Source organism: Enterococcus sp. DIV1224, assembly GCF_050555455.1.
GTDB lineage: Bacteria > Bacillota > Bacilli > Lactobacillales > Enterococcaceae > Enterococcus_B > Enterococcus_B lactis.
Window position 1 is genome coordinate 1,182,128 of sequence record NZ_CP187859.1, and the last position, 23,273, is coordinate 1,205,400.

25 protein-coding genes are annotated in these 23,273 nt (G+C 39.2%); all 25 read left to right on the forward strand.

Features of this window, described 5'->3' with window-relative positions; all coding sequences use genetic code 11:
- Nucleotides 1–92 precede the first annotated feature (92 nt).
- The 25 genes from IGK53_RS05705 (at nt 93) to nrdR (ending at nt 23,252) form a co-directional block, all read left to right on the forward strand.
- On the forward strand, nt 93–962 hold the full coding sequence (locus tag IGK53_RS05705; RefSeq protein WP_002329276.1) for a carbohydrate ABC transporter permease: 870 nt from the start codon (nt 93–95) through the stop codon (nt 960–962).
- Nucleotides 959–1,846, forward strand: coding sequence for a carbohydrate ABC transporter permease (locus IGK53_RS05710; protein WP_430605031.1), 888 nt, complete (start codon nt 959–961; stop codon nt 1,844–1,846). Before IGK53_RS05705 ends, IGK53_RS05710 begins: the two co-directional genes overlap by 4 nt.
- 167 nt (nt 1,847–2,013) lie before the next feature.
- Nucleotides 2,014–2,697, forward strand: a complete 684-nt coding sequence (locus IGK53_RS05715) for a DUF1538 domain-containing protein (RefSeq protein WP_002329274.1) — start codon at nt 2,014–2,016, stop codon at nt 2,695–2,697.
- Nucleotides 2,694–3,467, forward strand: coding sequence for a DUF1538 domain-containing protein (locus tag IGK53_RS05720; RefSeq protein ID WP_002329273.1), 774 nt, complete (start codon nt 2,694–2,696; stop codon nt 3,465–3,467). Before IGK53_RS05715 ends, IGK53_RS05720 begins: the two co-directional genes overlap by 4 nt.
- The gene (locus tag IGK53_RS05725) at nt 3,464–3,862 is read left to right on the forward strand and encodes a P-II family nitrogen regulator (protein ID WP_002329272.1); all 399 of its coding nucleotides are present in this window, start codon (nt 3,464–3,466) and stop codon (nt 3,860–3,862) included. The genes IGK53_RS05720 and IGK53_RS05725 overlap by 4 nt, the downstream gene beginning before the upstream one ends.
- A gap of 184 nt (nt 3,863–4,046) precedes the next feature.
- Nucleotides 4,047–4,718: a hypothetical protein gene (locus IGK53_RS05730; RefSeq protein ID WP_002292003.1), complete on the forward strand. Its 672-nt coding sequence runs from the start codon at nt 4,047–4,049 to the stop codon at nt 4,716–4,718.
- A 61-nt stretch (nt 4,719–4,779) separates the two neighbouring features.
- Nucleotides 4,780–5,217 (forward strand): hypothetical protein, encoded by a 438-nt coding sequence (locus IGK53_RS05735; RefSeq protein ID WP_002329271.1) that lies wholly within the window; start codon nt 4,780–4,782, stop codon nt 5,215–5,217.
- An 11-nt stretch (nt 5,218–5,228) separates the two neighbouring features.
- Entirely contained in the window at nt 5,229–5,897 is a 669-nt protein-coding gene (locus IGK53_RS05740) for a 2,3-bisphosphoglycerate-dependent phosphoglycerate mutase (protein WP_002329270.1), read from the forward strand.
- A gap of 62 nt (nt 5,898–5,959) precedes the next feature.
- A complete protein-coding gene (locus IGK53_RS05745) occupies nt 5,960–6,583 on the forward strand; it encodes an HAD-IA family hydrolase (protein ID WP_002329269.1) in 624 nt (207 codons plus the stop codon).
- 55 nt (nt 6,584–6,638) lie between these two features.
- On the forward strand, nt 6,639–7,025 hold the full coding sequence (locus IGK53_RS05750) for a DUF1149 family protein (RefSeq protein ID WP_002291995.1): 387 nt from the start codon (nt 6,639–6,641) through the stop codon (nt 7,023–7,025).
- Nucleotides 7,026–7,236: 211 nt separating this feature from the next.
- On the forward strand, nt 7,237–8,628 hold the full coding sequence (locus IGK53_RS05755; RefSeq protein ID WP_002306552.1) for an L-cystine transporter: 1,392 nt from the start codon (nt 7,237–7,239) through the stop codon (nt 8,626–8,628).
- Nucleotides 8,629–8,992: 364 nt separating this feature from the next.
- A complete protein-coding gene (locus tag IGK53_RS05760) occupies nt 8,993–9,361 on the forward strand; it encodes a VOC family protein (protein ID WP_002329268.1) in 369 nt (122 codons plus the stop codon).
- 177 nt (nt 9,362–9,538) lie between these two features.
- The gene (locus IGK53_RS05765) at nt 9,539–10,480 is read left to right on the forward strand and encodes a rhodanese-related sulfurtransferase (RefSeq protein ID WP_002327859.1); all 942 of its coding nucleotides are present in this window, start codon (nt 9,539–9,541) and stop codon (nt 10,478–10,480) included.
- 68 nt (nt 10,481–10,548) lie between these two features.
- Entirely contained in the window at nt 10,549–11,280 is a 732-nt protein-coding gene (locus IGK53_RS05770) for a metallophosphoesterase (protein WP_002329267.1), read from the forward strand.
- Between the two features lie 143 nt (nt 11,281–11,423).
- Nucleotides 11,424–13,604: a Tex family protein gene (locus IGK53_RS05775; RefSeq protein WP_002329266.1), complete on the forward strand. Its 2,181-nt coding sequence runs from the start codon at nt 11,424–11,426 to the stop codon at nt 13,602–13,604.
- 19 nt (nt 13,605–13,623) lie between these two features.
- Nucleotides 13,624–14,094 (forward strand): SprT family protein, encoded by a 471-nt coding sequence (locus IGK53_RS05780; RefSeq protein ID WP_002329265.1) that lies wholly within the window; start codon nt 13,624–13,626, stop codon nt 14,092–14,094.
- A 27-nt stretch (nt 14,095–14,121) separates the two neighbouring features.
- On the forward strand, nt 14,122–14,883 hold the full coding sequence (locus IGK53_RS05785) for a YdcF family protein (protein WP_002329264.1): 762 nt from the start codon (nt 14,122–14,124) through the stop codon (nt 14,881–14,883).
- A gap of 133 nt (nt 14,884–15,016) precedes the next feature.
- On the forward strand, nt 15,017–16,351 hold the full coding sequence (murC, locus tag IGK53_RS05790; RefSeq protein ID WP_002319131.1) for a UDP-N-acetylmuramate--L-alanine ligase: 1,335 nt from the start codon (nt 15,017–15,019) through the stop codon (nt 16,349–16,351).
- A 305-nt stretch (nt 16,352–16,656) separates the two neighbouring features.
- Complete coding sequence (locus IGK53_RS05795) at nt 16,657–17,142, forward strand: MaoC/PaaZ C-terminal domain-containing protein (protein WP_002329263.1); 486 nt, start codon at nt 16,657–16,659, stop codon at nt 17,140–17,142.
- Nucleotides 17,135–17,818 carry a Bax inhibitor-1/YccA family protein gene (locus IGK53_RS05800; RefSeq protein ID WP_002306560.1) on the forward strand — a complete coding sequence of 228 codons (684 nt, stop codon included), beginning with the start codon at nt 17,135–17,137 and terminating at the stop codon, nt 17,816–17,818. Before IGK53_RS05795 ends, IGK53_RS05800 begins: the two co-directional genes overlap by 8 nt.
- Before the next feature lie 125 nt (nt 17,819–17,943).
- Nucleotides 17,944–20,589 (forward strand): DNA polymerase I, encoded by a 2,646-nt coding sequence (polA, locus tag IGK53_RS05805; RefSeq protein ID WP_002329262.1) that lies wholly within the window; start codon nt 17,944–17,946, stop codon nt 20,587–20,589.
- A gap of 44 nt (nt 20,590–20,633) precedes the next feature.
- Nucleotides 20,634–21,470, forward strand: a complete 837-nt coding sequence (gene mutM / locus IGK53_RS05810; protein WP_002291972.1) for a DNA-formamidopyrimidine glycosylase — start codon at nt 20,634–20,636, stop codon at nt 21,468–21,470.
- Complete coding sequence (coaE, locus tag IGK53_RS05815) at nt 21,434–22,063, forward strand: dephospho-CoA kinase (RefSeq protein WP_002291970.1); 630 nt, start codon at nt 21,434–21,436, stop codon at nt 22,061–22,063. The genes mutM and coaE overlap by 37 nt, the downstream gene beginning before the upstream one ends.
- Nucleotides 22,064–22,114: 51 nt before the next feature.
- Nucleotides 22,115–22,447 carry a hypothetical protein gene (locus tag IGK53_RS05820; RefSeq protein ID WP_002291968.1) on the forward strand — a complete coding sequence of 111 codons (333 nt, stop codon included), beginning with the start codon at nt 22,115–22,117 and terminating at the stop codon, nt 22,445–22,447.
- Nucleotides 22,448–22,760: 313 nt separating this feature from the next.
- Nucleotides 22,761–23,252: a transcriptional regulator NrdR gene (nrdR, locus tag IGK53_RS05825; RefSeq protein ID WP_002288327.1), complete on the forward strand. Its 492-nt coding sequence runs from the start codon at nt 22,761–22,763 to the stop codon at nt 23,250–23,252.
- Nucleotides 23,253–23,273: the final 21 nt, after the last annotated feature.

Genomic DNA, 23,273 nt, shown 5'->3' on the forward strand with positions numbered 1-23,273 from the left:
CGAAAAGACAAAAAAGATGGCGGCTGCCTTACAGACGTTGTCTTTCTTGTCTTTTCATGTAGATAATCAATGATAGAATTGGAGGGAAAAGAATGAAGCAGAAAGATTTATTCAAAAACGGGCATGCTTTTTTAATCTTGCCAGTCATTTTGATATCAATCATGGTTTTTATTCCGATGGTTTTGGCTTTGATTACGTCTTTTCAAAGTGGTCCCCCTGTCAATATGACATTTAACGGATTAGGTAATTATCAGCGGATGCTGACAGATGCTACTTTTAAAAAAGCTTTTTTCAATACGTTCCTGTATTTACTAGTTCAAGTACCAATCATGCTGTTTCTAGCGCTTTTTATTTCCAACCTTTTAAATGATAAAAAGCTGAAATATAAAGGGTTGTTTCGAACAGCTATTTTTCTTCCGTGTATCACTTCGATGGTCAGTTATTCTCTGATCATGAAAAGTCTATTTTCTCAATCTGGCCTTGTAAACAACTTGTTGTTGGGCATTGGTATGATTGATACACCGATTGGCTGGCTGACTCATCCAATTTGGGCGAAAGTTCTGATCATTCTTTCGATCACTTGGCGTTGGACTGGATACAATATGATTTTTTTCCTTTCAGGCATGCAAAATATTGATTCGGAGATTTATGAAGCAGCATCTATTGATGGTGCTTCTAAATGGCAGCAGTTTATCAAAGTGACGATCCCGAATTTAAAACCGATTATTTTGTTTACTTCCATTACTTCGACGATCGGGACATTGCAGCTTTTTGATGAAGTACAAAATATTACTGGCGGGGGTCCAGCAAATGCAACGACCACCCTGTCTCAATACATCTATAATTTGAGTTATAAATTCACGCCTAATTTTGGATATGCGGCAGCAGTTTCCTTTGTTATTGTTGCCTTTATTGTGATATTGTCGATAATCCAAACGAAAGTAGGAGGAGAGAGTCGATGAAAAGCATGGTAGAAAAAGAAACGATTGCACACCCCAACGTCAAAAAACAAGCCTTAGGACTTCGTTCGGCAATTGGGTCAGCATTAAAGTATACAGCATTAAGCATCCTATCATTTATTTCCATTTTCCCTTTTGTCTGGATGATTCTGGGAATGACGAATACACCCGTGGATATCACATCGGGAAAAATAAAGATTGGCAGTAACTTGATCATCAATTTTCAAAATTTGTTTTCCAATGAACTGAATTTTACTCGTTCCCTTTGGAATTCAGCAATGATCGCTCTAGTGACCACTGTGTTTGCATTGCTGATTTCGTCAATGGCAGGATATGGATTTGAGATTTATCAAAGCAAGCGAAAAGACTTGATTTTCAATATTCTACTGCTATCGATGATGGTTCCTTTTGCGGCATTGATGATTCCTTTGTATCGAATGTTTTCACAATTGAACGGAACGATTTTGGGAATCAATAGTTTCTTAGTTGTAATCTTACCATCTATCAGCACTGCTTTTTTGATCTTCTTCTTCCGACAAAATGTTAAATCCTTTCCAAAAGATCTAGTAGAAGCCGCTCGATTAGACGGTCTAAAAGAACTAAGTATTTTTTTTGGAGTATATATGCCGACGGCTAAAAATACCTATGCAGCGGCAGCAATCATCACATTCATGAGCAGCTGGAATAATTATTTATGGCCCTTAGTGGCTTTGCAGTCTCCTGATAAACGGACGGTTCCGCTTGTTTTATCTGCTATGGGTGCTTCCTATACACCAGACTATGGAATGATCATGGCTGGATTAGTCATTGCTACTTTACCAACTGCCATCGTATTTTTTGTTTTGCAAAAGCAATTCGTTCAAGGAATGATCGGCTCTGTAAAATAAAAAACAACAGTAAGTGCGTCCCTACAAAGTCATCTTTTCCAAGTAAAAAGATACTTTTGGGACGTGTGTTATTTTATGGTGAGAAAAATTAAATGATAACGTTTTAAATTTATGCTCGAAAACTCTTTCATTTTAAGGTAAACTTAAAGAGTAAAGGAGGAGGATACATGATAAAAAATTTTAAAGAAGTGATTGCTGCCATATTGCCGATGACCGTCCTGATTGTCATTTTAACGTTTGTTTTTGCGCCGTTAGAAGGAGAAGACCTCGCTTCATTCTTGGTAGGTGCGGCTATCATGATGATCGGAATGACGCTCTTTTTGTTTGGGGCAGACTATTCCATGATGGAAGTCGGAGATCTAGTAGGGAAATATATGATCAAAAAGAAAAGTTTGGCTGTTTTGGTCAGTTTGGGGTTTGCTATCGGGATTGTGATCACGATTGCCGAGCCTTCCGTGCAAGTTTTGGGACAACAAGTATATGATATATCTGACGGAGAGATTGGCAGAGTGTTGCTGATTGGGATCGTCAGTGTCGGCACTGGAGTATTTCTAGCCTTTGCGCTGCTTCGGGTCGTATTCAAGCTATCCTATTATCAATTGATGGCTATAGGCTACATAGGCGTTTTGATCGCCTCGTTTTTCACTAGTTCCGAATTCATGCCGATTGCTTTTGATTCGGGGGGAGTGACTACTGGTCCAGTAACTGTTCCATTTATCTTGGCCCTTGCCGGAGGGATGACTAGTATGATCAAACAAAAGAAAAATGAAAATGACAGCTTTGGAATGGTTGGTATTGCTTCATTAGGACCCATTCTTGCCGTAATGATTTTGGGGGTGATCTTCCAATGAGTTTCTGGCAGCAAGTGATAGATGGTATCGAGATTGTTACTATGGAAGTTATTTTAGCAGTGGCACCTATCGTGATTCTATTTGTTTTGATGAATATCATTAGTTTTCGTATGCGTAAGAAGCGTTTCTTTGACATTATGAAAGGCTTCTTGATAACGACTATTGGGTTGATCCTTTTCCTGCACGGAGTCAATATGGCTTACGTTCCGGTAGGACAGCATTTAGGGAGTACGATCGCTGGATTGCCCTATAATTATATATTGGTTCCCCTTGGCTTTTTGATGGGGTTCCTAGTAGGGTTTGCTGAGCCGGCGATTCATGTAATGGTCAAACAGGTTGAAGAATTGAGTGAAGGGAGGATCCGGTCGAAAATCATGCTGATGGTGATTTCGATTGGGATTGGCGCAGCAGTAGGATTGTCTATGTGGCGTTTGCTCGTCGGATTCTCTCTTTATTATTTCTTGATCCCAGGATATGGGCTAGCATTTATTTTAGGACGAAAAGTGGACAAGATCTTTTTAGCAATGGCTTTTGACAACGGTGGAGTAGCAACGGGTCCGATGTGTTCGACATTTATTTTATCAATGAGCGTGGCGATCGCTGCACAAATTGAGGGAAGAGATCCGATCATTGATGGGTTTGGTGTGGTTGCAATGATTGCATTGACGCCAATATTATCCACTTTAGTACTAGGATATATTTATAAACGAAAAGATGAAAAAGACAGAATCGAAAAAGAAAGATTGCAAAAATTGGGGGAAAGCAAATGAAAGATCTTGTAGCATTGAATCTTCACATGATTGTGACGATCGTGGACGGAGGAACAGGTGAAGATGTCATCGACTTTTCAAAAGAAGCAGGTGCAGCAGGCGGAACAATCTTACATGGTCGTGGTTCTGGTGTACATGATTCAGGGAAATTTTTAGGTTTGGACATCTCGCCAGAAAAAGATGTTGTTTTGACATTAGTACCAGATAGTTTGACGAATCAAGTGATGGATGCGATTGGTCAAGGCATCAACATCGATGTTCCAGGTAACGGGATTTGTTTTAGTATTGATGTAGATAAAGTGATCGGTATCACTAAGATTCATCAGTATCGGGAAATTATCGGGATGCAGGAACTTTTGGATGAAACTAACGATAGAGAAAATCCTAAATCATAGACAAGCATTGGAAGAAGAAATAAACCTAAACAAGAAGGCGGATGGACGTTATTTCCGCTTTTTTGTTTAGGTTTTTTTCGTGAATACTTATGAAATAGTAAATTTTTATGAAATTCTTCTCTAAGCATCAGACTTTCTTTTCAAAATATGCTATTTTAAAAATGATGAAAAAAGGGGGAGAAAAATGAATTTTTTAGTTGTTTTAAAAGATACTCTGATTGAGCGGTCTACATTTCTATATGTTCAATTGCAGGAAAATAAAACATTGCTGCATTTTTCACCAGAGTTCCATCTAGAGGGACTAACATTAGGAGAAATTTATCAAGCAGAAGGGCTATCGGCTGTTTTGCACTTTTTTGAGGCAGAATTGGAATTACCGGTAAAAGATTATATCGAGCTTTCTCTTGAATCTTGGGATCGAGCAGTCGTTGAGCTATTCCCAGAAGGTTTGATGATCGATACGAATGATGGGAAGATTCATTTGACTGCAGCAGAACTACAGAAACAAATGCGTTATCAAATAGATGATGAAAATTCTTTTTCTATTTTTAGACGTCAGCAAAAGATTCTAAAAAGCTTTTTAAAAGTAATCAGTAAAAAACGGAATTTGATCAAAACGACTCAACTGTTGAAAAAATATCCAAATCTGCTTCATACGTCCATTCAATTCCCTCAATTGATTACGATGATCCATCGTTTTATACGTATGCAACAGCTACCATCTAAGAAGCTGTTTTTGCCATTGACGGACACATTCCGTGTAGTCAACAGAGAAGATAAAAAGAAAGTGATTGTGATCGACTTTACCAGAAATCGGAATGTCCTTCATCAAGTCGCAATGGAAAAGGCCAATTAAGGCTTTTTCTTTTTTGATTTTTTTGTCATAATGAATGATAGATGATGGAGGAGATAACAGGATGCAAACATGGTTAGAAAGACTGATACGGTTTCAGCAGAACTATCAAAAACTTATGCAGGGAAGATATGCAAAATTTGATCAATTGAATCGGGTTCTATTGATTATCGCACTTTTTTTTAGTTTACTAAGTCGGTGGTTGCCATTTAGAATCGGGCAATTGTTGTTCATCGTCTTTTTCGGATTGATGTTATTTCGTTTTCTATCAAAAAAAATCTATCCTAGACTAAATGAAAATCAACGTTATTTGGAATATTTTGATAAAGTCAAAGAAAAATATCATCAGATGAGAAACAAAAAGCAAGCTAAAACGGAACGAAAAAGCTATACTTTTTTTGAGTGTCCGAATTGTCATCAAAAGCAGCGTGCGCCTAGAGGAAAAGGACGAATACGCGTGACATGCAAAACATGTGGCATAAAATTCGAAACGAATGTTTAAGGGAGAAAAAAATGAAATTAGTATTATTGCGTCATGGCGAAAGCGAAGCAAATTTTGAAAATTACTGGACAGGGTGGCTAGATGTCGCCTTAACAGAAAAAGGAAAAGAACAAGCAGCAGTAGCCGGTCAAAAAATGTATGAAGCCGGTCTTCAATTCGATGCGGTTTACACCTCTGTTTTAAAACGCGCGATTCTTACCGGTCAAGTCGCACTAGAAGAAATGGGGCAGTTGTGGCTTCCTATAGTAAAAACATGGCGTCTGAATGAACGGCACTATGGGGATCTTGTTGGTAAAAACAAGGATCAGATGAAAGAAATATACGGAAAAGATCAAGTAAAGAAATGGCGCAGAGGATATACAGAAGTTCCGCCGTTAACTGCAGAAAACCGATTTGACCGCAGATATGATCATTTGGATCCACATTTGATTCCGTACGGAGAAAGTCTAGAAATGACAGTGAATCGGATCATTCCTTTGTGGCAAGATCAACTGGCACCAAAACTGAAAGATCGGAAAGATTTACTAGTTGTGGGTCATGGGAATAGCATCCGAGCACTGACAAAATATTTAGAAAATATTCCTGAGGATCAAATGGATACAATTGATATCCCAAACGCACAACCAATCCAATATACATTAGCAGACGATTTGACGATTCTAGAGAAAACAATACTTTAATCAACGTATTTATCTATAATGAAAGATAGAAAAAAGAAGCAAAGGAATGGAACAAAAAGAACATGAAAAATTATATATGGGACTTTGACGGGACATTGTTTGATACGTATCCCGCAATGGTAGATGGTGCTCAGCAAGCTCTAAAAGATTTTGGTATCAATATGGACAAAAAAGAGATCTACTTCAAAATGAAAAAATATTCCACCAGTTATTTGATCAATGAATCAAATTTGGACGCCAATGAATTTAATGAATGGTTTCATCGGTATGAGAAAAAAAGCAAGGAAGCTTCCCGTCCATTTCCAGAAACGAAACAAGTACTTGAAAGTCTAAAAATCAATGAAGGACGTCACTTCATCTTGACCCACCGTTTGACAGAATCGACATGGGAACTGCTGAAAGAGTATCAATTAGCCCATCTGATTGAGGAAGTAGTAGGGATTGATCAGGATTTTCCTCGTAAACCGAATCCAGCATCGTTAAATTATTTGATCGATACTTTTCATTTAGAAAGAACAGACACGATGATGATCGGCGATCGCCGTTTAGATATCGAAGCGGGGAAAAACGCAGGAGTCGTTACTTGTCTTTACGATATCGATCATTTTCTGGGAGAGATTCCTGCAGATCATGTGGTAGGAAATTTGAATGAAATCCTATCCTTGCAGAGTAACTTAAAAAAATAGTATCCCCTTACAAAGGAGATATGTTATAATTTTTATAAAGGAGTGATAAAATTATATGGAAATCAGAAGACAAAAAGAAGTAGTAGAAGCATTTCATTATGATATGAGATTACCGAACCAAGAAGTAGAAACAGATTTGAAAGTGGGCTTCTCGCCTTTGAAAGAAACGATCGAAAACTATCCGAAAGAACATAGCATCGTAGGAGCACGCTTAGAGTTCCGTTTAGTGTTTGATACATATGTTTTATCTGGAAGTGTGAGTCAGATCAATCATATCCTCAATCGGAAAATTGAAGGACAAAATGATGTCACACAAGAAGAGGTGGACGAGCTAGTAGCACCGTTATTTGATATCGTACGCCGGATGTCTTATGAGGTGACAGAGATCGCCTTGGATCAGCCTGGGGTAAAATTGAATTTTCAATCAGAAAAACAAGAATAGACAGTAAAAACATGTCTGCGATAGTTTTAATCTATCGCAGGTATGTTTTTTTATTACTAATTGTAAGCAAAAAGAATGTCATTTCGATAAAAATCGTCTAAAATGTAAAAGTCACTGAAAAAAATTTTTCAGAAGGATGGTTGAAGAATCATTCTCGGGAACCTTTACTTCCTTCGTTGGACTTGTCATTAATAATATGAGGAGGAGAAAAATGACAACACTCATCACAGTTTTAGTGGTTCTAGTTTTTGCGGCATTATTATATGTGTTCTATCGTATGCAAAAGCGCCATACAAAATTTTCAACACGCGTCTTTACAGCATTAGGAGTTGGTATCGTCTTTGGCGGTCTGCTTCAATTGATCTTTGGTGTAGAAGACAAAGTCGTTACTCAATCAATGGAATGGATCGGGATCGTAGGACAAGGGTATGTATCATTCTTGCAAATGCTAGTTATGCCTCTAGTGTTCATTTCGATCATTGGTGCATTTACAAAAATGAAAGTTTCTGAAAAGCTGGGGAAAATCAGTGCAACTGTGCTGACTTCTTTACTTGGTACAACAGCTATTGCAGCATTGATCGGAATTGGTTCAACGATGCTGTTCGGTCTTCAAGGAGCTAAATTCACACAAGGAGCAGCAGAAACAGCACGGATCTCTGAATTGGCGACACGTCAGGAAACGGTTGAAAACTTATCGATTCCGCAGCAGATTTTATCCTTTATCCCTAAAAACGTATTTGCTGATTTAGCAGGTAGCCGTGCAACTAGTACGATTGGAGTCGTTATTTTTGCAGCCTTTGTCGGTATCGCTTATCTAGGTGTGAAAAGAAAAGCGCCAAAAGAAGCAGCATTCTTTTCAGATTTAGTCGACAGTCTGTATAAAATCATTATGCGGATCGTGACGCTTGTTCTGCGTTTGACACCATATGGGGTATTTGCTTTGATGACAAACGTTTTGGCAACAAGTGATTTTGCGGCTATCGTCAATTTAGGTAAATTTGTCGTTGCATCTTATGTAGCCTTGCTTGCTGTTTTGATTGTCCACTCACTGATTTTGATTGGTGCAAAAGTCAATCCAATCAACTATTTCAAAAAAGCCTTTCCGGTATTGAGCTTTGCGTTTACTTCACGTTCAAGTGCCGGAGCCTTGCCATTGAACATCGAGACTCAGACAAAAGCTTTAGGAGTAGACGATGCAACAGCTAACTTCTCAGCAAGTTTTGGTTTGTCTATTGGACAAAACGGCTGTGCTGGTGTTTATCCAGCTATGTTGGCAACGATCGTCGCACCAGCGGCTGGAGTGAATGTCTTTAGTTTGGAATTTATTTTGATGCTTGTGGCGATTGTAACAATCAGTTCTTTTGGTGTAGCCGGAGTCGGCGGTGGTGCAACATTTGCTTCACTGATCGTTTTAGGGGCAATGAACTTGCCAGTAGCAATCGTTGGGTTAGTTATCTCTGTCGAACCATTGATCGATATGGCACGTACAGCAGTAAACGTCAGCGGTAGCATGGTAGCTGGTATCGTGACAAGTGCACGCATCAAAGATTTAGATCGCGATGTCATCAATGATGATTCTAAAGTGATCGATGTGAATGCATAGTTAAAAAGAGGTTGTGAGCCTGCCGTTTCACTCTGAGTCACAAGGAGCAATTTCAATAAACAGCTTCTCATGTTTGTTGAATATTGTGACTTGTGACCGAGGAGTTGGCAGGAGAACACCGTTTACCAGAGGTTGTGACTCGATTTTTGTCACAACCTCTTTTTTTATATAGTCCATATAAATACATATTATTTATTCCGAAAAGTGAAAACATGAATAATAAAAACAACCAACTTATTTATTATTAAAGAGAAGCGTATTTAAGTAGGACGATTCTGTTGAGAGCTTTCGTAGATTTTCCCATTTTCCTATGGTAAACTGACAAAGTTGGGAATGTTAGAACAGATCGTTTAGGAGGAAACAGATGTTTACGAATGAAATAAAAATCATGCTTTATGTGGACGATGTAGAAAAAAATGCAGCGTTTTGGAGAGCAATTGGCTTTGCGGAAAAAGATCGTCAAGAAATGGATGGGACGCTTGTAATTGAAGTAGTAGTTGAGGACAGTCAAACCTCATTCGTGTTATATGATCGAGCGTTTGTTGAGTCCCATTCACCTGGCACAGCTACTAGTGCCCCATCTTTGATGTTTTACAGCAAAGATATCTTTGGACTATATAAAAAAATGCAGACGCAATCAGTCACATTAGGTGATATGGTACAGCTTGGAGAAGAATATGTCTTCAACTTTGCTGATCCTGATGGCAATTACTTTGCGGTTACAGGTAAATAATAGAAACAAAGACTTTGTTTTTCTGTGCAAAACAGGAAAGCAAAGTCTTTTTAATTCAAATAATAATATTATGTAAACAAAAAAACGCATGCGTAATTATACACAAGCAAATAAATCGTCAAATGCGAACGCCTTCTTTATACTGTTTAGGAACGAAAAGAAGGAAGGAAGAAATACATGGATTATCAAGTACTGCTTTATTACAATTATACAAAAATAGAAGAACCAGAGGAATTTGCCAAAAATCATTTAGCCTTTTGCAAATCTTTGGATCTTAAAGGTCGTATTCTAGTAGCTGAAGAAGGAATAAATGGTACTGTGTCTGGAACCGTTGAAAACACGACTGCCTATATGGAAGCAATGAAAGCTGATCCTCGATTTGCTGATACGATGTTCAAGATTGATCCAAGCGAAGGACATGCCTTTAAGAAGATGTTTGTAAGATACCGTCCAGAGCTTGTAAGTTTAAAGCTAGAAGAGGACATTGATCCAAACCAAGTGACAGGTGCTTATCTTTCACCGCAAGAATTTAAAGAAGCTATTTTAGACGAACAGACAGTGGTGATTGATGCACGGAATGATTATGAATATGACTTGGGGCATTTTCGAGGGGCTGTACGCCCAGATATACGCAGTTTTCGAGAGCTTCCAGACTGGATTCGCGAGCACAAAGAAGAATTTATGGAAAAACGGGTAGTGACCTACTGTACTGGTGGTATTCGTTGCGAGAAGTTTTCTGGTTGGCTTGTCCGTGAAGGATTCAAAGATGTCGGACAGCTGCATGGCGGTATTGCTACTTATGGTAAGGATCCTGAAGTTAAAGGGGAATTATGGGACGGCAAGATGTATGTGTTTGACGAACGGATCGCTGTCGATATCAACCAAGTAGATAAACAAATCGTCGGTCGCGACTGGTTTGACGGAACACCATGTGAACGATATATCAATTGTAGCAATCCTGAGTGCAATCGTCAGATTCTTGCTTCTATTGAAAATGAAGAAAAACATTTAGGAGCATGTAGCGTAGAGTGTGCGAAACATCCACGCAACCGCTATGTTCAAGATCATGGAATCTCTCCAGAAGAAGCAGAACTGCGATTTGCAGCTTTAAATAAATAGAAAACAATAGTTTTGATTGTCGACCATTTCCGATATGCGCTATACTATCGTTGAGGATGGTGATCCACATGAAATCATTGATTTATGCTATTGGCGATGTCCATGGTAAATATGATCTTTTTGAAAAACTTATTCACTATTATGATCCGACGATCCATCAGCTTGTTTTATTAGGAGATCTCAATGATCGAGGACCTCGTACAAAGGAATGTTTTCTATTAGGAAAGCAATTAGTCGAAGAAACAGGAGCCATTTATCTCCGGGGCAACCATGAAGAATATTTTTTGCAATTTCTGCAAGCACCGGAGGACTGGTATGCGCCTTATATCAGAAATGGTGGAAAAGAAACATTTGAAAGCCTACTTCACCCAGGTGCGTCGGAGGAATACTCCCCGACTGAAATCTCAATGATGATCCAATCAAGATACCCAGAACTGATTGGATTTTTAGTCCAGCGCCCCTTGTATTATGAATGGGAAAATTATCTGTTTGTCCATGCTGGAGTGGATTTGACAAAGAAAGACTGGCGTAAGACAAGTCCAAGAGACTTTATTTGGATACGGGAACCCTTTCATGAAGGGAAAAACAATACAGGTAAGACAATTGTATTTGGACATACGATTACACCAATGCTCCATGGAGATATGCAGACAACAGACCTCTGGATTCAGGATCATAAAATCGGAATGGACGGTGGAGCTGTATTCGGAGGGTCATTGCATGGGGTTGTTTTTGACAAGGAAGGTATCCTTCAAGACATTGAATATCAGAACAACGAAGGATCTTGGCAAGGAATCTGACGAATGGAAAGAATGAAGGAGCTGCGACTTTGTTGCGGCTCTTTTTATTTGTATAGAGAATATTGTTTCTTTCAGCAGTTTAACCCATGATAAAAAGTATGATAGAATAAAGAAGCAATTTTTAGCAGAAAAGAGGCATTTTAATGACGGAAAATTTGAACCAGACAATCATTCAGCTTGTACAAAAAGAGCTTTCAGACTATCGTCCCAAGCAATTGACGACTGTACTTAATTTGTTAAATGAAGGAAACACCGTTCCTTTTATCGCGCGTTATCGAAAAGAAATGACGGGAAGTCTTGATGAAGTCCAGATTCGTGAAATCGAAGAGCGGTATGCCTATCTTGAAAACTTAGAAAAACGAAAAAACGAAGTGATTCGGCTGATCGATGAACAAGGAAAACTGACCCCTGAGTTAGAAACAGAAATCACGCAATCCGTAAAAATGCAACAAGTGGAAGATTTATATCGTCCATACAAACAGAAACGACGGACAAAAGCAACGATTGCTAAAGAAAAAGGACTTGAACCACTCGCGCTGTGGCTGATGCAGCTTACAGATGGAGAGGTGCAATCGGAAGCAGAAAAATATATCGATAAAGAAAAAGAAATCTCTTCTGCTGAAGAAGCGTTGCAAGGTGCGCATGAGATCATTGCTGAACAAGTCAGCGATAATGCAAAATTTCGGACTTGGATTCGGTCTTATACGTATAACAAAGGCATGTATGTCAGCCAAGTCAAGGATGAGCAAGCAGATAAAAAAGGCGTATACGAAATGTATTATGACTTTGCAGAACCTGTCCATAAAATGGTTTCTCATCGGATATTGGCCACTAATCGAGGAGAAAAAGAAGAGGTTCTCAAAGTATTCCTTCAAGTAGACGAAGCAGCAGTTTTAGCTTACTTGGATCGCCAATTAGTGAAAAATCCTGCCTCACCTTCTTCTTCCTTTGTAAGAGAAGCCTATCAAGATAGTTATAAACGCTTTATACAGCCGGCAATCGAGCGAGAACTGCGTAATGAATTGACTGAAAAAGCGGATGAGCAAGCCATCGCTATTTTTGGAGAAAATCTTCGCAATCTTTTGTTGCAATCGTCGCTAAAAGGTAAAGTCGTACTGGGATTTGATCCGGCCTATCGTACTGGATGTAAACTAGCAGTCGTAGATGCGACAGGAAAAGTTTTGGCAATCGAAGTCATTTATCCGCATAAACCTGCAGCACAAGCGAAAAGGGAAGCTGCTGGTCCAGCTTTTATCCAATTGATCAATCAATATCAAGTAGATATGGTAGCTATCGGGAATGGAACAGCCAGTCGGGAATCAGAACTTTTTGTGGCTGAGCAATTGAAATCAGCCGACCATAAAGCCTATTACGCCATTGTCAATGAAGCTGGCGCTTCTGTTTACTCCGCTAGCGAAATTGCACGAAAAGAATTCCCGCATCTACAAGTAGAAGAAAGAAGTGCTGTTTCTATTGCCCGTCGTCTGCAAGATCCTTTAGCTGAATTAGTCAAGATCGATCCTAAAGCTGTCGGTGTAGGACAGTACCAACATGATGTTTCTCAAAAACGTTTGGCTGAACAATTGGATTTTGTCGTGGAAACAGCGGTCAACCAAGTAGGCGTGGATGTGAACACGGCTAGTCCACAGCTCTTGCAGCACATATCAGGATTGAATAAAACGACTGCCCAAAACATTGTCAGTTATCGTGAAGAAAATGGAGAATTTACTGCACGAACTCAGCTGAAAAAAGTGCCACGTTTAGGACCAAAAGCATATGAACAAGCAATCGGCTTCTTGCGAGTTCCTGGCGGGAAAAACATTTTGGACAACACCGGTATCCATCCCGAAAGTTATTCTATTGCGAAAGACATATTAATGACCGTCCATCTTTCAGAAAAAGAGCTTGGGACAGAAGAAGCAGTAGAAAAATTGACACGGTTATCCGCGGAGAAACTGGCTGAAAGTTTATCAGTCGGAGAAGAAACGTTAGCCGATATTTTAGCTGGGCTGACACAACCTGGACGAGATATGCGTGATGAGATGCCAGCGCCCCTATTGCGTACAGATGTGTTGAGTATGGAAGATTTGAAACCAGGGATGGAATTGACTGGAACGGTCCGTAACGTCATCGACTTCGGCGCATTTGTCGATATCGGTGTGAAACAAGACGGACTTGTCCATATTTCAAAACTCAGCAAAAAATTTGTCAAGCATCCTACAGACGTCGTGTCAGTCGGAGATATCGTGACGGTTTGGATAGAACAAGTTGATACGAAAAAAGGCAGAATCAGTTTGACGATGCTTTCCCCTTATGAAGAGTAACAATGAGGAGTAACAAAAATTGACACAAGAAGAACTGCAGCAGTTAGTAGAAGAGATATCATTAAAAAGCTTCCAGCGTCCTTTCAAGCACCAAGCAATGTTCAATCCACGCTTGCGTACAACTGGCGGGCGCTATCATTTAAACGATCATCATTTAGATTTTAATGCAAAGCTGTTTGAAGAGTCAGACAAAGAAACGATTACAGGAATCATCAAACATGAACTTTGCCATTATCATCTTCATTTAACTGGAAGAGGATATCGTCATAAAGATATGGATTTCAAGTATCTTTTGAAAAAAACAGGCGGGTTGCGCTATGCGCCAGCCTTGACGAAGAAACAGATAAAGATCGAATATTATCAATGCCAAGATTGTTCTGCCACAATCTGCCGCAAAAGAAGAATCGATGTACACAAATATCGTTGTGGAAGATGTCATGGGGAAATCAAATGGATTGAGACAAAGAGAGAAAGCCTCAATGAAGTATAAAAAATCAGATGAAAGGATGAAGCGTTTTTGGAAAAAAACGAGCAGAGAACTCTAAAAGACTGGAATCAGCTATTAGCCTTTTTAGCCGCACCTGATGAGAAAGATTTTGAGAAATTGTCAGCACCTAAACTTATTTTAGCTGGAAACGGTCTTCCTATCTTAGCTGATAAAGCAGCACAAATGTATGTAAATGGTCAAGTAGAACGTTTGTTTTTGGTCGGCGGTGTGGGTCATGCGACTAGGATCCTTTATGAGAATTTTGAAAAGCAAGGATTTCATTTTGAAGAAGGCATGAGTGAAAGTGAAATCTGTCGTCAGTATCTAAAAGAAGTCTATGATTTGCCCGATAAGGCTTTCCTGATAGAATCGAAGTCTACAAATTCTGGAGAGAACGCCATTTTTTCACTAGAGATTCTTCATTCCTTAGATGCTGTACCAGAAAAAGTCCTATTGATGAATGATCCGACACTGCAACGCAGGACTCGAGCAACTTTTGAGAAAGTATGGCAAAATGAACAAACTGTTTTCGTAAATGCTGTGCCATTTGTGCCGGAAATCCTTCACTTTTCTGAGGAGATCATCTTTACAGCAAAAGAACTGAACCACCAATGGCCGAAGGAATATTTCTATGCACTGGTGTTAGGAGAAATGGAGCGACTCCACGACGATGAGAATGGCTATGGTCCGAAAGGAAAAGATTTTATTCCTCATATTGATATATCAGAAGAAGTTTGGTCTTCTTATACAAGAATCAAACAGTCAATAAAAACGGATTTTTCCCGTACATGACCTTCTTTTTAGCAGGCGAATCCTCCTTTCTAAATAAATTTGGTTGAAATTTTCAATCGTTTATAAGATAATGAGGAGCGTGTTGAATGTAATAGCTAAAAGAATGGACGCTAGATAAGAGAAGAGGATTCAAATGGAAAATCAAAATAAATTGTATCATTTCGTTGGTATCAAAGGTTCAGGAATGAGCTCCTTGGCTCTTGTTTTACATGAACAAGGTTTAAATGTCCAAGGATCAGACATTGAAAAATATTTCTTTACACAAAGAGATTTAGAAAAAGCAAATATCACGATTCTGCCATTTAACGCAGAGAATGTAAAACCAGGTATGACGATTATTGCAGGAAATGCATTTCCTGATTCACATGAAGAAATCCAGCGAGCAAAAGAATTAGGTTTGGAAGTGATTCGCTATCACGACTTTATTGGTCATTTTATTCAAAACTATACGAGTATCGCTGTAACAGGTTCTCACGGAAAAACAAGTACGACTGGTCTGCTCTCTCATGTATTGAGTGGTGTCCGTCCAACAAGTTATCTAATTGGAGACGGAACAGGGCATGGTGATCCGCAAGCGGAATTCTTTTCATTTGAAGCCTGTGAATATCGCCGTCATTTCCTTGCCTATTCACCAGACTATGCGATCATGACAAACATCGATTTTGATCATCCGGATTATTATACAAGTATCGACGATGTATTTACAGCTTTCCAAACAATGGCTGGACAAGTGAAAAAAGCTATTTTTGCGTACGGTGACGACGCTTATTTACGCAAATTAGAAGCAGATGTGCCGATTTATTATTATGGTGTCACAGAAAATGATGATATCCAAGCACGAAACATCGAACGTACAACATCCGGTTCTGCTTTTGATGTCTATCATGGGGATGAATTTGTTGGACATTTCACTGTACCAGCATTCGGCAAACACAATATTTTAAATGCTTTAGGTGTTATTGCAGTCGCGTATTTCGAAAAACTGGATCTGAAGGAAGTTGCGGAAGAAATGCTGACTTTCCCAGGAGTAAAACGTCGATTCAGTGAAAAAATCGTAGCAGACATGACCGTAGTTGATGATTATGCGCATCACCCTGCAGAAATCAAAGCAACGATTGATGGCGCACGCCAAAAATATCCAGATAAAGAAATAATTGCAGTTTTCCAACCTCATACGTTTACGCGTACGATTGCATTGATGGATGAATTTGCAGAAGCACTTGATTTAGCTGATAAAGTTTACTTATGCGATATTTTTGGTTCGGCTCGGGAAGAACAAGGAAACGTTAAGATTGAAGACCTTGGAGCGAAAATCAAAAAAGGTGGAGAAGTCATCAAAGAAAATAATGTATCTCCACTATTAGATTATCATGATGCAGTAGTAATCTTCATGGGTGCTGGAGATGTTCAAAAATTTGAACAAGCGTATGAAAAACTTTTAAGCAGCACGACGAAAAATGTACTGTAATACAATTACTGCAGTGTCCTTATAAAAATAGAAAGAGGGAGAGTGGCAAAATTCTTGTCATGCTCCCTTTTTTACAACTTTTGATAAACGGCGTTCAAAAGCTTGCATCTGCGGTAATAAGCCCAGCCAAATCAAAAACATGAGAAGCTGTTTTTTCTTGACTGTTCTTATTACTTGATGCAGGACAGCTTTTTCACGACCTTTTAAACTATAGGAATCTGTTAAATCAATGGAGCAGAACTTGCCTTTTGCGCTGCTTTTGGTACAATAATGTATGATTAAAAATAAACTGGAGGGTTTCTATCTTGAACATAGGTAAGCCGAGAAAACTAGGAAAAACAATAAATGAAATCGAGGAAGGCGACTCGTTATCCTTAACAGAATCTATTGAAGATAACCAGCTTTTGCTGTATTTGGGATTGACGAATGATGCAAATCCTTTGTATATCCAACATGACTTTGCACAAAAAACAGAATATCATCAGCCAATCGTTCCATCAGTGATGCTGATGGGGATCATCACAAGTGCAATTTCAAAGCATCTTCCTGGACCAGGATCACATGTTGTCAATTTTTCTGTCAATTTTATTGAACCGGTTTTCCATTATGAAACACTGACTTTTCAGTTTGACGTCATAAAAGTAGATAAGATGAAGGATGTGGTGACGATTTCTGTAGAAGCGGAAAACACGAACGAAGATCGTGTGTTGGATGCTGTTGTTATGGTCCAACCGCCACAAGTTCCTGAATTGGAAATAGCAATCGAAAGTGAAGGTGAATTAAATGAATAATCCAAGTACATCAATGTCAGGTATCAATCGTTTTTATGCAAAAGTTTATGGTTTTTTAGGTATGGGACTTGCCCTTAGTGCAGTCACTTCTTACTTGGCTCTTTGGGTATTTCCTTTGCAACTAGCAACTTTTATCAATAACTTTCCATTAGGCTTTATGGGTCTGTGGATCGTTGAACTGATTTTAGTAATGGTTCTAGGCGTAAAAGCACAAAAGAATCCGAGCTTAGCGATCGGTGGATTTATTGCCTACTCTCTTTTGAATGGCGTAACATTAGCAGTTACTCTTGCATTCTACGATATTGGAACAGTAACGCAAGCTTTCTTGACAGCTACCTTGATGTTCATGGGGATGTCTGTCGTCGGAGTGACAACAAAACGAGATCTTAGCGGGGTTGGAAGAGCAGGACAGGCTGCTTTGATCGGAGTGATCATTGCACTAGTCTTGAACATCTTCATTTTGAGAAGTAGCGCAGTTGAGCTGTTCATCTCACTGCTTTTAGTCGTCATCTTTGCAGGGATCACAGCTTATGATAACCAAAGCATTCGTAATATCTATGTCCAGACAAATGGAACAGCACATAGTGGCATTGCTGTATTTATGGCATTGAAGCTGTATTTGGACTTTATCAACTTGTTCTTAGCGTTTTTAAGAATCTTTGGACGGAACAACTAAAAAAGGAAAAAATTGATCAGTTGGGGCTATACCAAAATATTTGGTATGGTCCCGCTTTTTCTTTTCGCATTCCGCATGATTCTTTGTTAGAATGAATAAGAACTTTACAGTAAGGAGTTAAGAAGATGACAAAAAATAAATTATTACTCGTTGATGGGAACAGTGTGGCTTTTCGCGCATTCTTTGCGCTGCACAATTCCCTTGAACGTTTCAAAAACAGAAACGGTCTTCATACAAATGCAATCTATGCATTCAATACGATGTTTGAAAATGTTATGCAAAAAGAGCAACCGACGCATGTTCTGGTTGCGTTCGATGCAGGAAAAACGACCTTTCGGACAGAAATGTATGCGGAGTACAAAGGCGGAAGATCTAAAACACCAGGCGAATTCAAAGAACAAATGCCCTATATCCGTGATTTGTTGACGGGATTAGGTGTACAGTATTACGAATTGCCCAATTATGAAGCGGATGATATTATCGGTACTTTGGCAGAAAAAGTAGACAAAGATCAATTTGATGTCGTCGTACTTTCCGGTGATCGGGATTTGACTCAATTAGCTAGTAAAGAAGTAAAAGTGGATATCACTGTAAAAGGTGTCAGCGATATCGAAAGTTATACGCCAGAACATGTGGCGGAAAAATATGATGGATTGACACCAAAACAGATTATTGACATGAAGGGACTAGCCGGAGATGCCTCTGACAATATCCCAGGTGTGACTAAAATCGGTGAAAAAACAGCTATCAAGCTATTGAAACAATATGGCTCAGTCGAAGGAATCTATGAGCATATTGATGAAATGAAGCAAAGCAAAATGAAAGAAAATCTGATAAATGACAAAGAGCAAGCTTTCTTATCGAAGAAATTGGCGACCATCAATACTTCAGCCCCTGTGGAGGTCTCTATCGACTCATTGAAGTATGAAGGGAAAAATCTCGATAAACTCGTTCCATTTTATAAAGAAATGGATTTCAATCAGTTCCTTTCTAAACTGAATATCGTTGAAGAAGAAGTAAAAATGGATGATATTTTATTTGAAGTCGTGCATGAATTTAAAGAGGAAATGTTTACTACGGATATGGCACTGTACGTGGAAATGATGGGCGACAATTACCATACAGAGGAAATCGTAGGAGTAGCGTGGGGGACAGAAAAGAAAATCTATGTCACGAATGATCTGTCTGTATTCGAAAACCAAGCGTTCCATTCTTGGATCACTGATCCGACCCGATTGAAAAAAGTATATGATGCGAAACGAACTTATGTTGCTTTAAATCGCTATACTGGAAAAACGAAAGGAATCGATTTTGATGTCTTGCTAGGTGCATACCTTCTCGATACGAATGAAAAAAGCACAGATATCGAAGGAATAGCTGCACATTACGGATACAACGATATCCAGTCAGATGAAACTGTATACGGCAAAGGGGCGAAAAAAGGTTTACCAGAAGAAGAAGAACTCTTTTTTGCTCATTTAGCGCGAAAAGTAGCTGCAATCAATGCGTTAACACCAAAATTGAGCCAAGAACTGGCAGATAAAAACCAAGAAGATCTTTTCCGGAAAATGGAACTGCCATTGTCTATCATTTTGGCAGAGATGGAAATAAGCGGGATCAAAGTAGATGCGACTCGCTTACAAGAAATGAAGGGCGAGTTTTCTGCTCGCTTAAGAGAGATCGAACAAAAAATCTACGAAGAAGCCGGCGAAGAATTCAATTTGAATTCACCAAAGCAATTAGGAGTGATCTTATTTGAAAAAATGGGATTACCCGTTATCAAAAAAACAAAAACTGGGTACTCCACAGCCGTAGATGTACTGGAACAGCTTCGTGAACAAGCACCAATCGTAGAGGATATCCTAACCTATCGTCAAATCGCAAAAATTCAATCTACCTATGTCGAGGGACTGCTGAAAGTGATCCAATCAGATGGAAAAGTGCATACCCGTTATGTCCAGACATTGACCCAAACAGGACGATTAAGCTCTGTTGATCCTAATTTGCAGAACATCCCGATTCGATTAGATGAAGGGAGAAAGATACGTCAGGCATTTGTTCCGAGAGAAAAAGACTGGTTGATTTATTCTTCTGACTATTCACAAATCGAGTTACGCGTACTTGCGCATATCTCAAATGATGAACATTTGAAAGCTGCCTTCCTAGAAGGTCAAGATATCCATGCCAGCACAGCGATGCGCGTATTTGGAATCGAAAAGGCAGAGGATGTCACACCAAATATGCGTCGGCAGGCAAAAGCAGTGAATTTTGGTATCGTGTATGGCATCTCTGATTACGGACTTTCACAAAATTTAGGCATCAGCCGAAAAGCAGCACAGCAATACATCGATACGTACTTTGAAAAATACCCAGGTGTCAAAGAATATATGGAAAGAATCGTACGCGAAGCAAAAGATCAAGGCTACGTCGAAACGCTGTATCACCGCCGACGATATTTGCCAGACATCAATTCAAGAAATTACAATATCCGTTCTTTTGCGGAACGAACAGCTATCAATACACCAATTCAAGGAAGTGCTGCTGATATTTTGAAAATCGCGATGATTGAGTTGGATAAACGATTAAAAGAAACAGGTCTTCAAGCTACGATGCTGTTACAAGTTCATGATGAACTTGTCTTCGAGGTACCTGAAAAAGAACTTGAATCATTAGATAAATTGGTGAAGGAAGTTATGGAACAAGCTGTTTCTCTCCATGTACCACTGATCACTGACAGCAGTTGGGGAAAAACGTGGTACGAAGCAAAATAAACATTGTTTAAGACAGAGCAATATAATGAAGGTGAAAAGAAAAAATGCCAGAATTACCAGAAGTAGAAACCGTTCGTAAAGGATTGGAACGGTTAGTAGTAGGAAAAACGATTCAGAAAGTGCAGGTCTTGTGGCCCAAGATCATTGAGCAACCAGAGACGCCCATCTTTGAGGCTTCTCTTGTTGGCGAAACCATCCAATCCATTGGACGTAGAGGGAAGTTTTTGATTTTTCATCTCGATCATTATGAACTGATCTCACACTTGCGAATGGAAGGAAAATATCAATTCACGAAAGAAAATACACCAATCGATAAACATACGCATGTACTTTTCTTTTTTGAGGACGGGAGCCAACTTCGCTACAACGATGTACGAAAATTTGGTCGTATGACAATTGTCGAAAAAGGAGCAAGTGCAACTTACCGAGGAATCATGAAATTAGGACCTGAGCCATTGCCTGACAGCTTTTTATTAGCAGATTTTGCAGCTGGACTGAAAAAATCGCACAAAGCAATCAAGCCTTTACTGCTAGATCAACGTCTAGTAACGGGACTAGGTAATATTTATGTAGACGAAGCATTATGGGAAGCGAAGATTCATCCAGAACAACCGGCGAATACATTACGTCCAAAAGAGATAGAACAATTACGTCTATCGATCATTGATGTTTTGAATCGTGCAATAGAAGCCGGAGGTACCACGATTCGCAGCTATTTGAATGCATTAGGAGAATCAGGCGGATTCCAAGTCGCACTGCATGTCTATCAGCAAACTGGCAAACCATGTATACGTTGTGGGACACCGATCGTGAAAATAAAAGTGGCACAAAGGGGGACTCACTATTGTCCGAATTGTCAAAGGCTGAAAATCGAAAAGTAGGCTTTGTTTTAGGTTTGACGGGCGGAATAGCTACTGGCAAAAGTACGGCAGCCAAAGTCTTTCAGTCTCATGGATTTCCTTTGATCGATGGTGACGTGATTGCTAGAGAAACTGTTGAGCCTGGAACGCTTGCTCTGAGGAAGGTTGTGTCCGTGTTTGGCCAAGAGATATTGCAGTCTGATGGTCAGCTAGATCGAGGGAAACTTGGGATGATTGTTTTTCCATCAAAGGAGAAACGACAAAAACTTGATCAGCTATTAGATCCGTTTATCCGAAAAGCGATAAAAGATCAAATCGCCTATCTAAGTTCCCATCATCCTTTAGTAATTGTAGATATCCCATTGCTCTATGAAGGTCATTATGACCACTATATGGATGCAGTAGCTGTCGTTTATACCACGCCAGATATTCAACTCAGACGCTTGATGAAACGTAATCAACTAACACTAGAACAAGCACAGCAGAGAATTAGCAGTCAACTTCCAATCGAAGAAAAAAAGCAGCGTGCGGATATTTTGTTTGACAACAACGGAACAAAAGAGGAACTTGTGGAACAAATCGAAAATTGGCTTTCAGCTAATCGCTTTCTTTGAGTATCTGTGTCAAGTTTGCTATCCTGAGTATATAGAAAGCGAGGGATAGCGATGGGATCATTTAAAAACCAAAAAGATAAAGTCGTAGGTAACGCAAAAGAAAAAATCGGCGAAATACTCAATAAAGAAAATCTAATCGATGAAGGTCGTACGCAATCAGAAACAGCAGAAGAGAAAGAAAAGCAGTACCAAGCAAGAATCGATGAAATAGAAGACCAGCAGGCAGAAAAAGAAGCGAAACAGCAAGATTTGACTCAAGAACGAAAAAATCCGGTACCTGATCGTAGTAAGACACCGCTCCCAGAAAGTGAACACATTCCTGATGAACAAAAAATCGAGGAACAACGAATGAAACACTATACAGGAATCGAAGAGAAGTTATAAAACAATAAGAAATAGAGATGTGACTTGAAGCAGATGATAAGATGTTCATCTGCTTCAAGTTTTTTGTGCTAGCCGACTAAATCAGCTTTTGGGCGAGTCATTTCTCAGCAATCAAGGTCGTCAGTACTGGAAAATTAAAATTGAATTAGGACAGGTGACATAATTACGCATGAAAATAGAAAAAATTGTTCTTATATCCGTGTTTTTTTGGGTAGGACAGTCGCGTTTGTGATTTGTTTCGTGTTATAATACAACTAGTTGTAAAGAAAGACACATCCTTTATATAAAAATGCGATGCAAGAGGTGAGACAAAATGAGATGTCCCAGATGTCAACATAATAATTCACGAGTAATCGACAGCCGTCAAGCAGATGATGGACGTGCGATCCGTCGCCGTCGCGAATGTGAGAATTGTTCGTTCCGATTCACTACTTTTGAACGAATTGAAGCTGCTCCGTTATTAGTCATCAAGAAAAACGGGGAACGCGAAGAATTCAATCGCGATAAAATTTTAAGAGGACTCATCCGCTCAGCAGAAAAAAGACCTGTAGCTATGGAGCAAATGGAACAAATCGTCAACCATGTCGAAAACCGCGTACGCAGTCTTGGGGAAAACGAAGTATCAACGAATCTGATTGGTGAATATGTGATGGAGGATTTAGTCGATTTAGATGAAATCGCGTATATCCGTTTTGCCAGTGTTTATCGCCAGTTCAAAGATATGTCTGTTTTCTTAAAAGAGCTGCAAGATATCGTGGATAAAGCAAAAGAAAATAATAAAGAGAATAATAAAGAAAACAATTAAGAAACAAAAAGGAGGCATTTC

Bases quoted from the DNA above. Each gene is read 5' to 3' on its own strand.
- IGK53_RS05705 (WP_002329276.1), top strand. From the start codon at position 93: ATGAAGCAGAAAGATTTATTCAAAAACGGGCATGCTTTTTTAATCTTG.
- IGK53_RS05710 (WP_430605031.1), top strand. From the start codon at position 959: ATGAAAAGCATGGTAGAAAAAGAAACGATTGCACACCCCAACGTCAAA.
- IGK53_RS05715 (WP_002329274.1), top strand. From the start codon at position 2,014: ATGATAAAAAATTTTAAAGAAGTGATTGCTGCCATATTGCCGATGACC.
- IGK53_RS05720 (WP_002329273.1), top strand. From the start codon at position 2,694: ATGAGTTTCTGGCAGCAAGTGATAGATGGTATCGAGATTGTTACTATG.
- IGK53_RS05725 (WP_002329272.1), top strand. From the start codon at position 3,464: ATGAAAGATCTTGTAGCATTGAATCTTCACATGATTGTGACGATCGTG.
- IGK53_RS05730 (WP_002292003.1), top strand. From the start codon at position 4,047: ATGAATTTTTTAGTTGTTTTAAAAGATACTCTGATTGAGCGGTCTACA.
- IGK53_RS05735 (WP_002329271.1), top strand. From the start codon at position 4,780: ATGCAAACATGGTTAGAAAGACTGATACGGTTTCAGCAGAACTATCAA.
- IGK53_RS05740 (WP_002329270.1), top strand. From the start codon at position 5,229: ATGAAATTAGTATTATTGCGTCATGGCGAAAGCGAAGCAAATTTTGAA.
- IGK53_RS05745 (WP_002329269.1), top strand. From the start codon at position 5,960: ATGAAAAATTATATATGGGACTTTGACGGGACATTGTTTGATACGTAT.
- IGK53_RS05750 (WP_002291995.1), top strand. From the start codon at position 6,639: ATGGAAATCAGAAGACAAAAAGAAGTAGTAGAAGCATTTCATTATGAT.
- IGK53_RS05755 (WP_002306552.1), top strand. From the start codon at position 7,237: ATGACAACACTCATCACAGTTTTAGTGGTTCTAGTTTTTGCGGCATTA.
- IGK53_RS05760 (WP_002329268.1), top strand. From the start codon at position 8,993: ATGTTTACGAATGAAATAAAAATCATGCTTTATGTGGACGATGTAGAA.
- IGK53_RS05765 (WP_002327859.1), top strand. From the start codon at position 9,539: ATGGATTATCAAGTACTGCTTTATTACAATTATACAAAAATAGAAGAA.
- IGK53_RS05770 (WP_002329267.1), top strand. From the start codon at position 10,549: ATGAAATCATTGATTTATGCTATTGGCGATGTCCATGGTAAATATGAT.
- IGK53_RS05775 (WP_002329266.1), top strand. From the start codon at position 11,424: ATGACGGAAAATTTGAACCAGACAATCATTCAGCTTGTACAAAAAGAG.
- murC (WP_002319131.1), top strand. From the start codon at position 15,017: ATGGAAAATCAAAATAAATTGTATCATTTCGTTGGTATCAAAGGTTCA.
- IGK53_RS05800 (WP_002306560.1), top strand. From the start codon at position 17,135: ATGAATAATCCAAGTACATCAATGTCAGGTATCAATCGTTTTTATGCA.
- polA (WP_002329262.1), top strand. From the start codon at position 17,944: ATGACAAAAAATAAATTATTACTCGTTGATGGGAACAGTGTGGCTTTT.
- mutM (WP_002291972.1), top strand. From the start codon at position 20,634: ATGCCAGAATTACCAGAAGTAGAAACCGTTCGTAAAGGATTGGAACGG.
- IGK53_RS05820 (WP_002291968.1), top strand. From the start codon at position 22,115: ATGGGATCATTTAAAAACCAAAAAGATAAAGTCGTAGGTAACGCAAAA.
- nrdR (WP_002288327.1), top strand. From the start codon at position 22,761: ATGAGATGTCCCAGATGTCAACATAATAATTCACGAGTAATCGACAGC.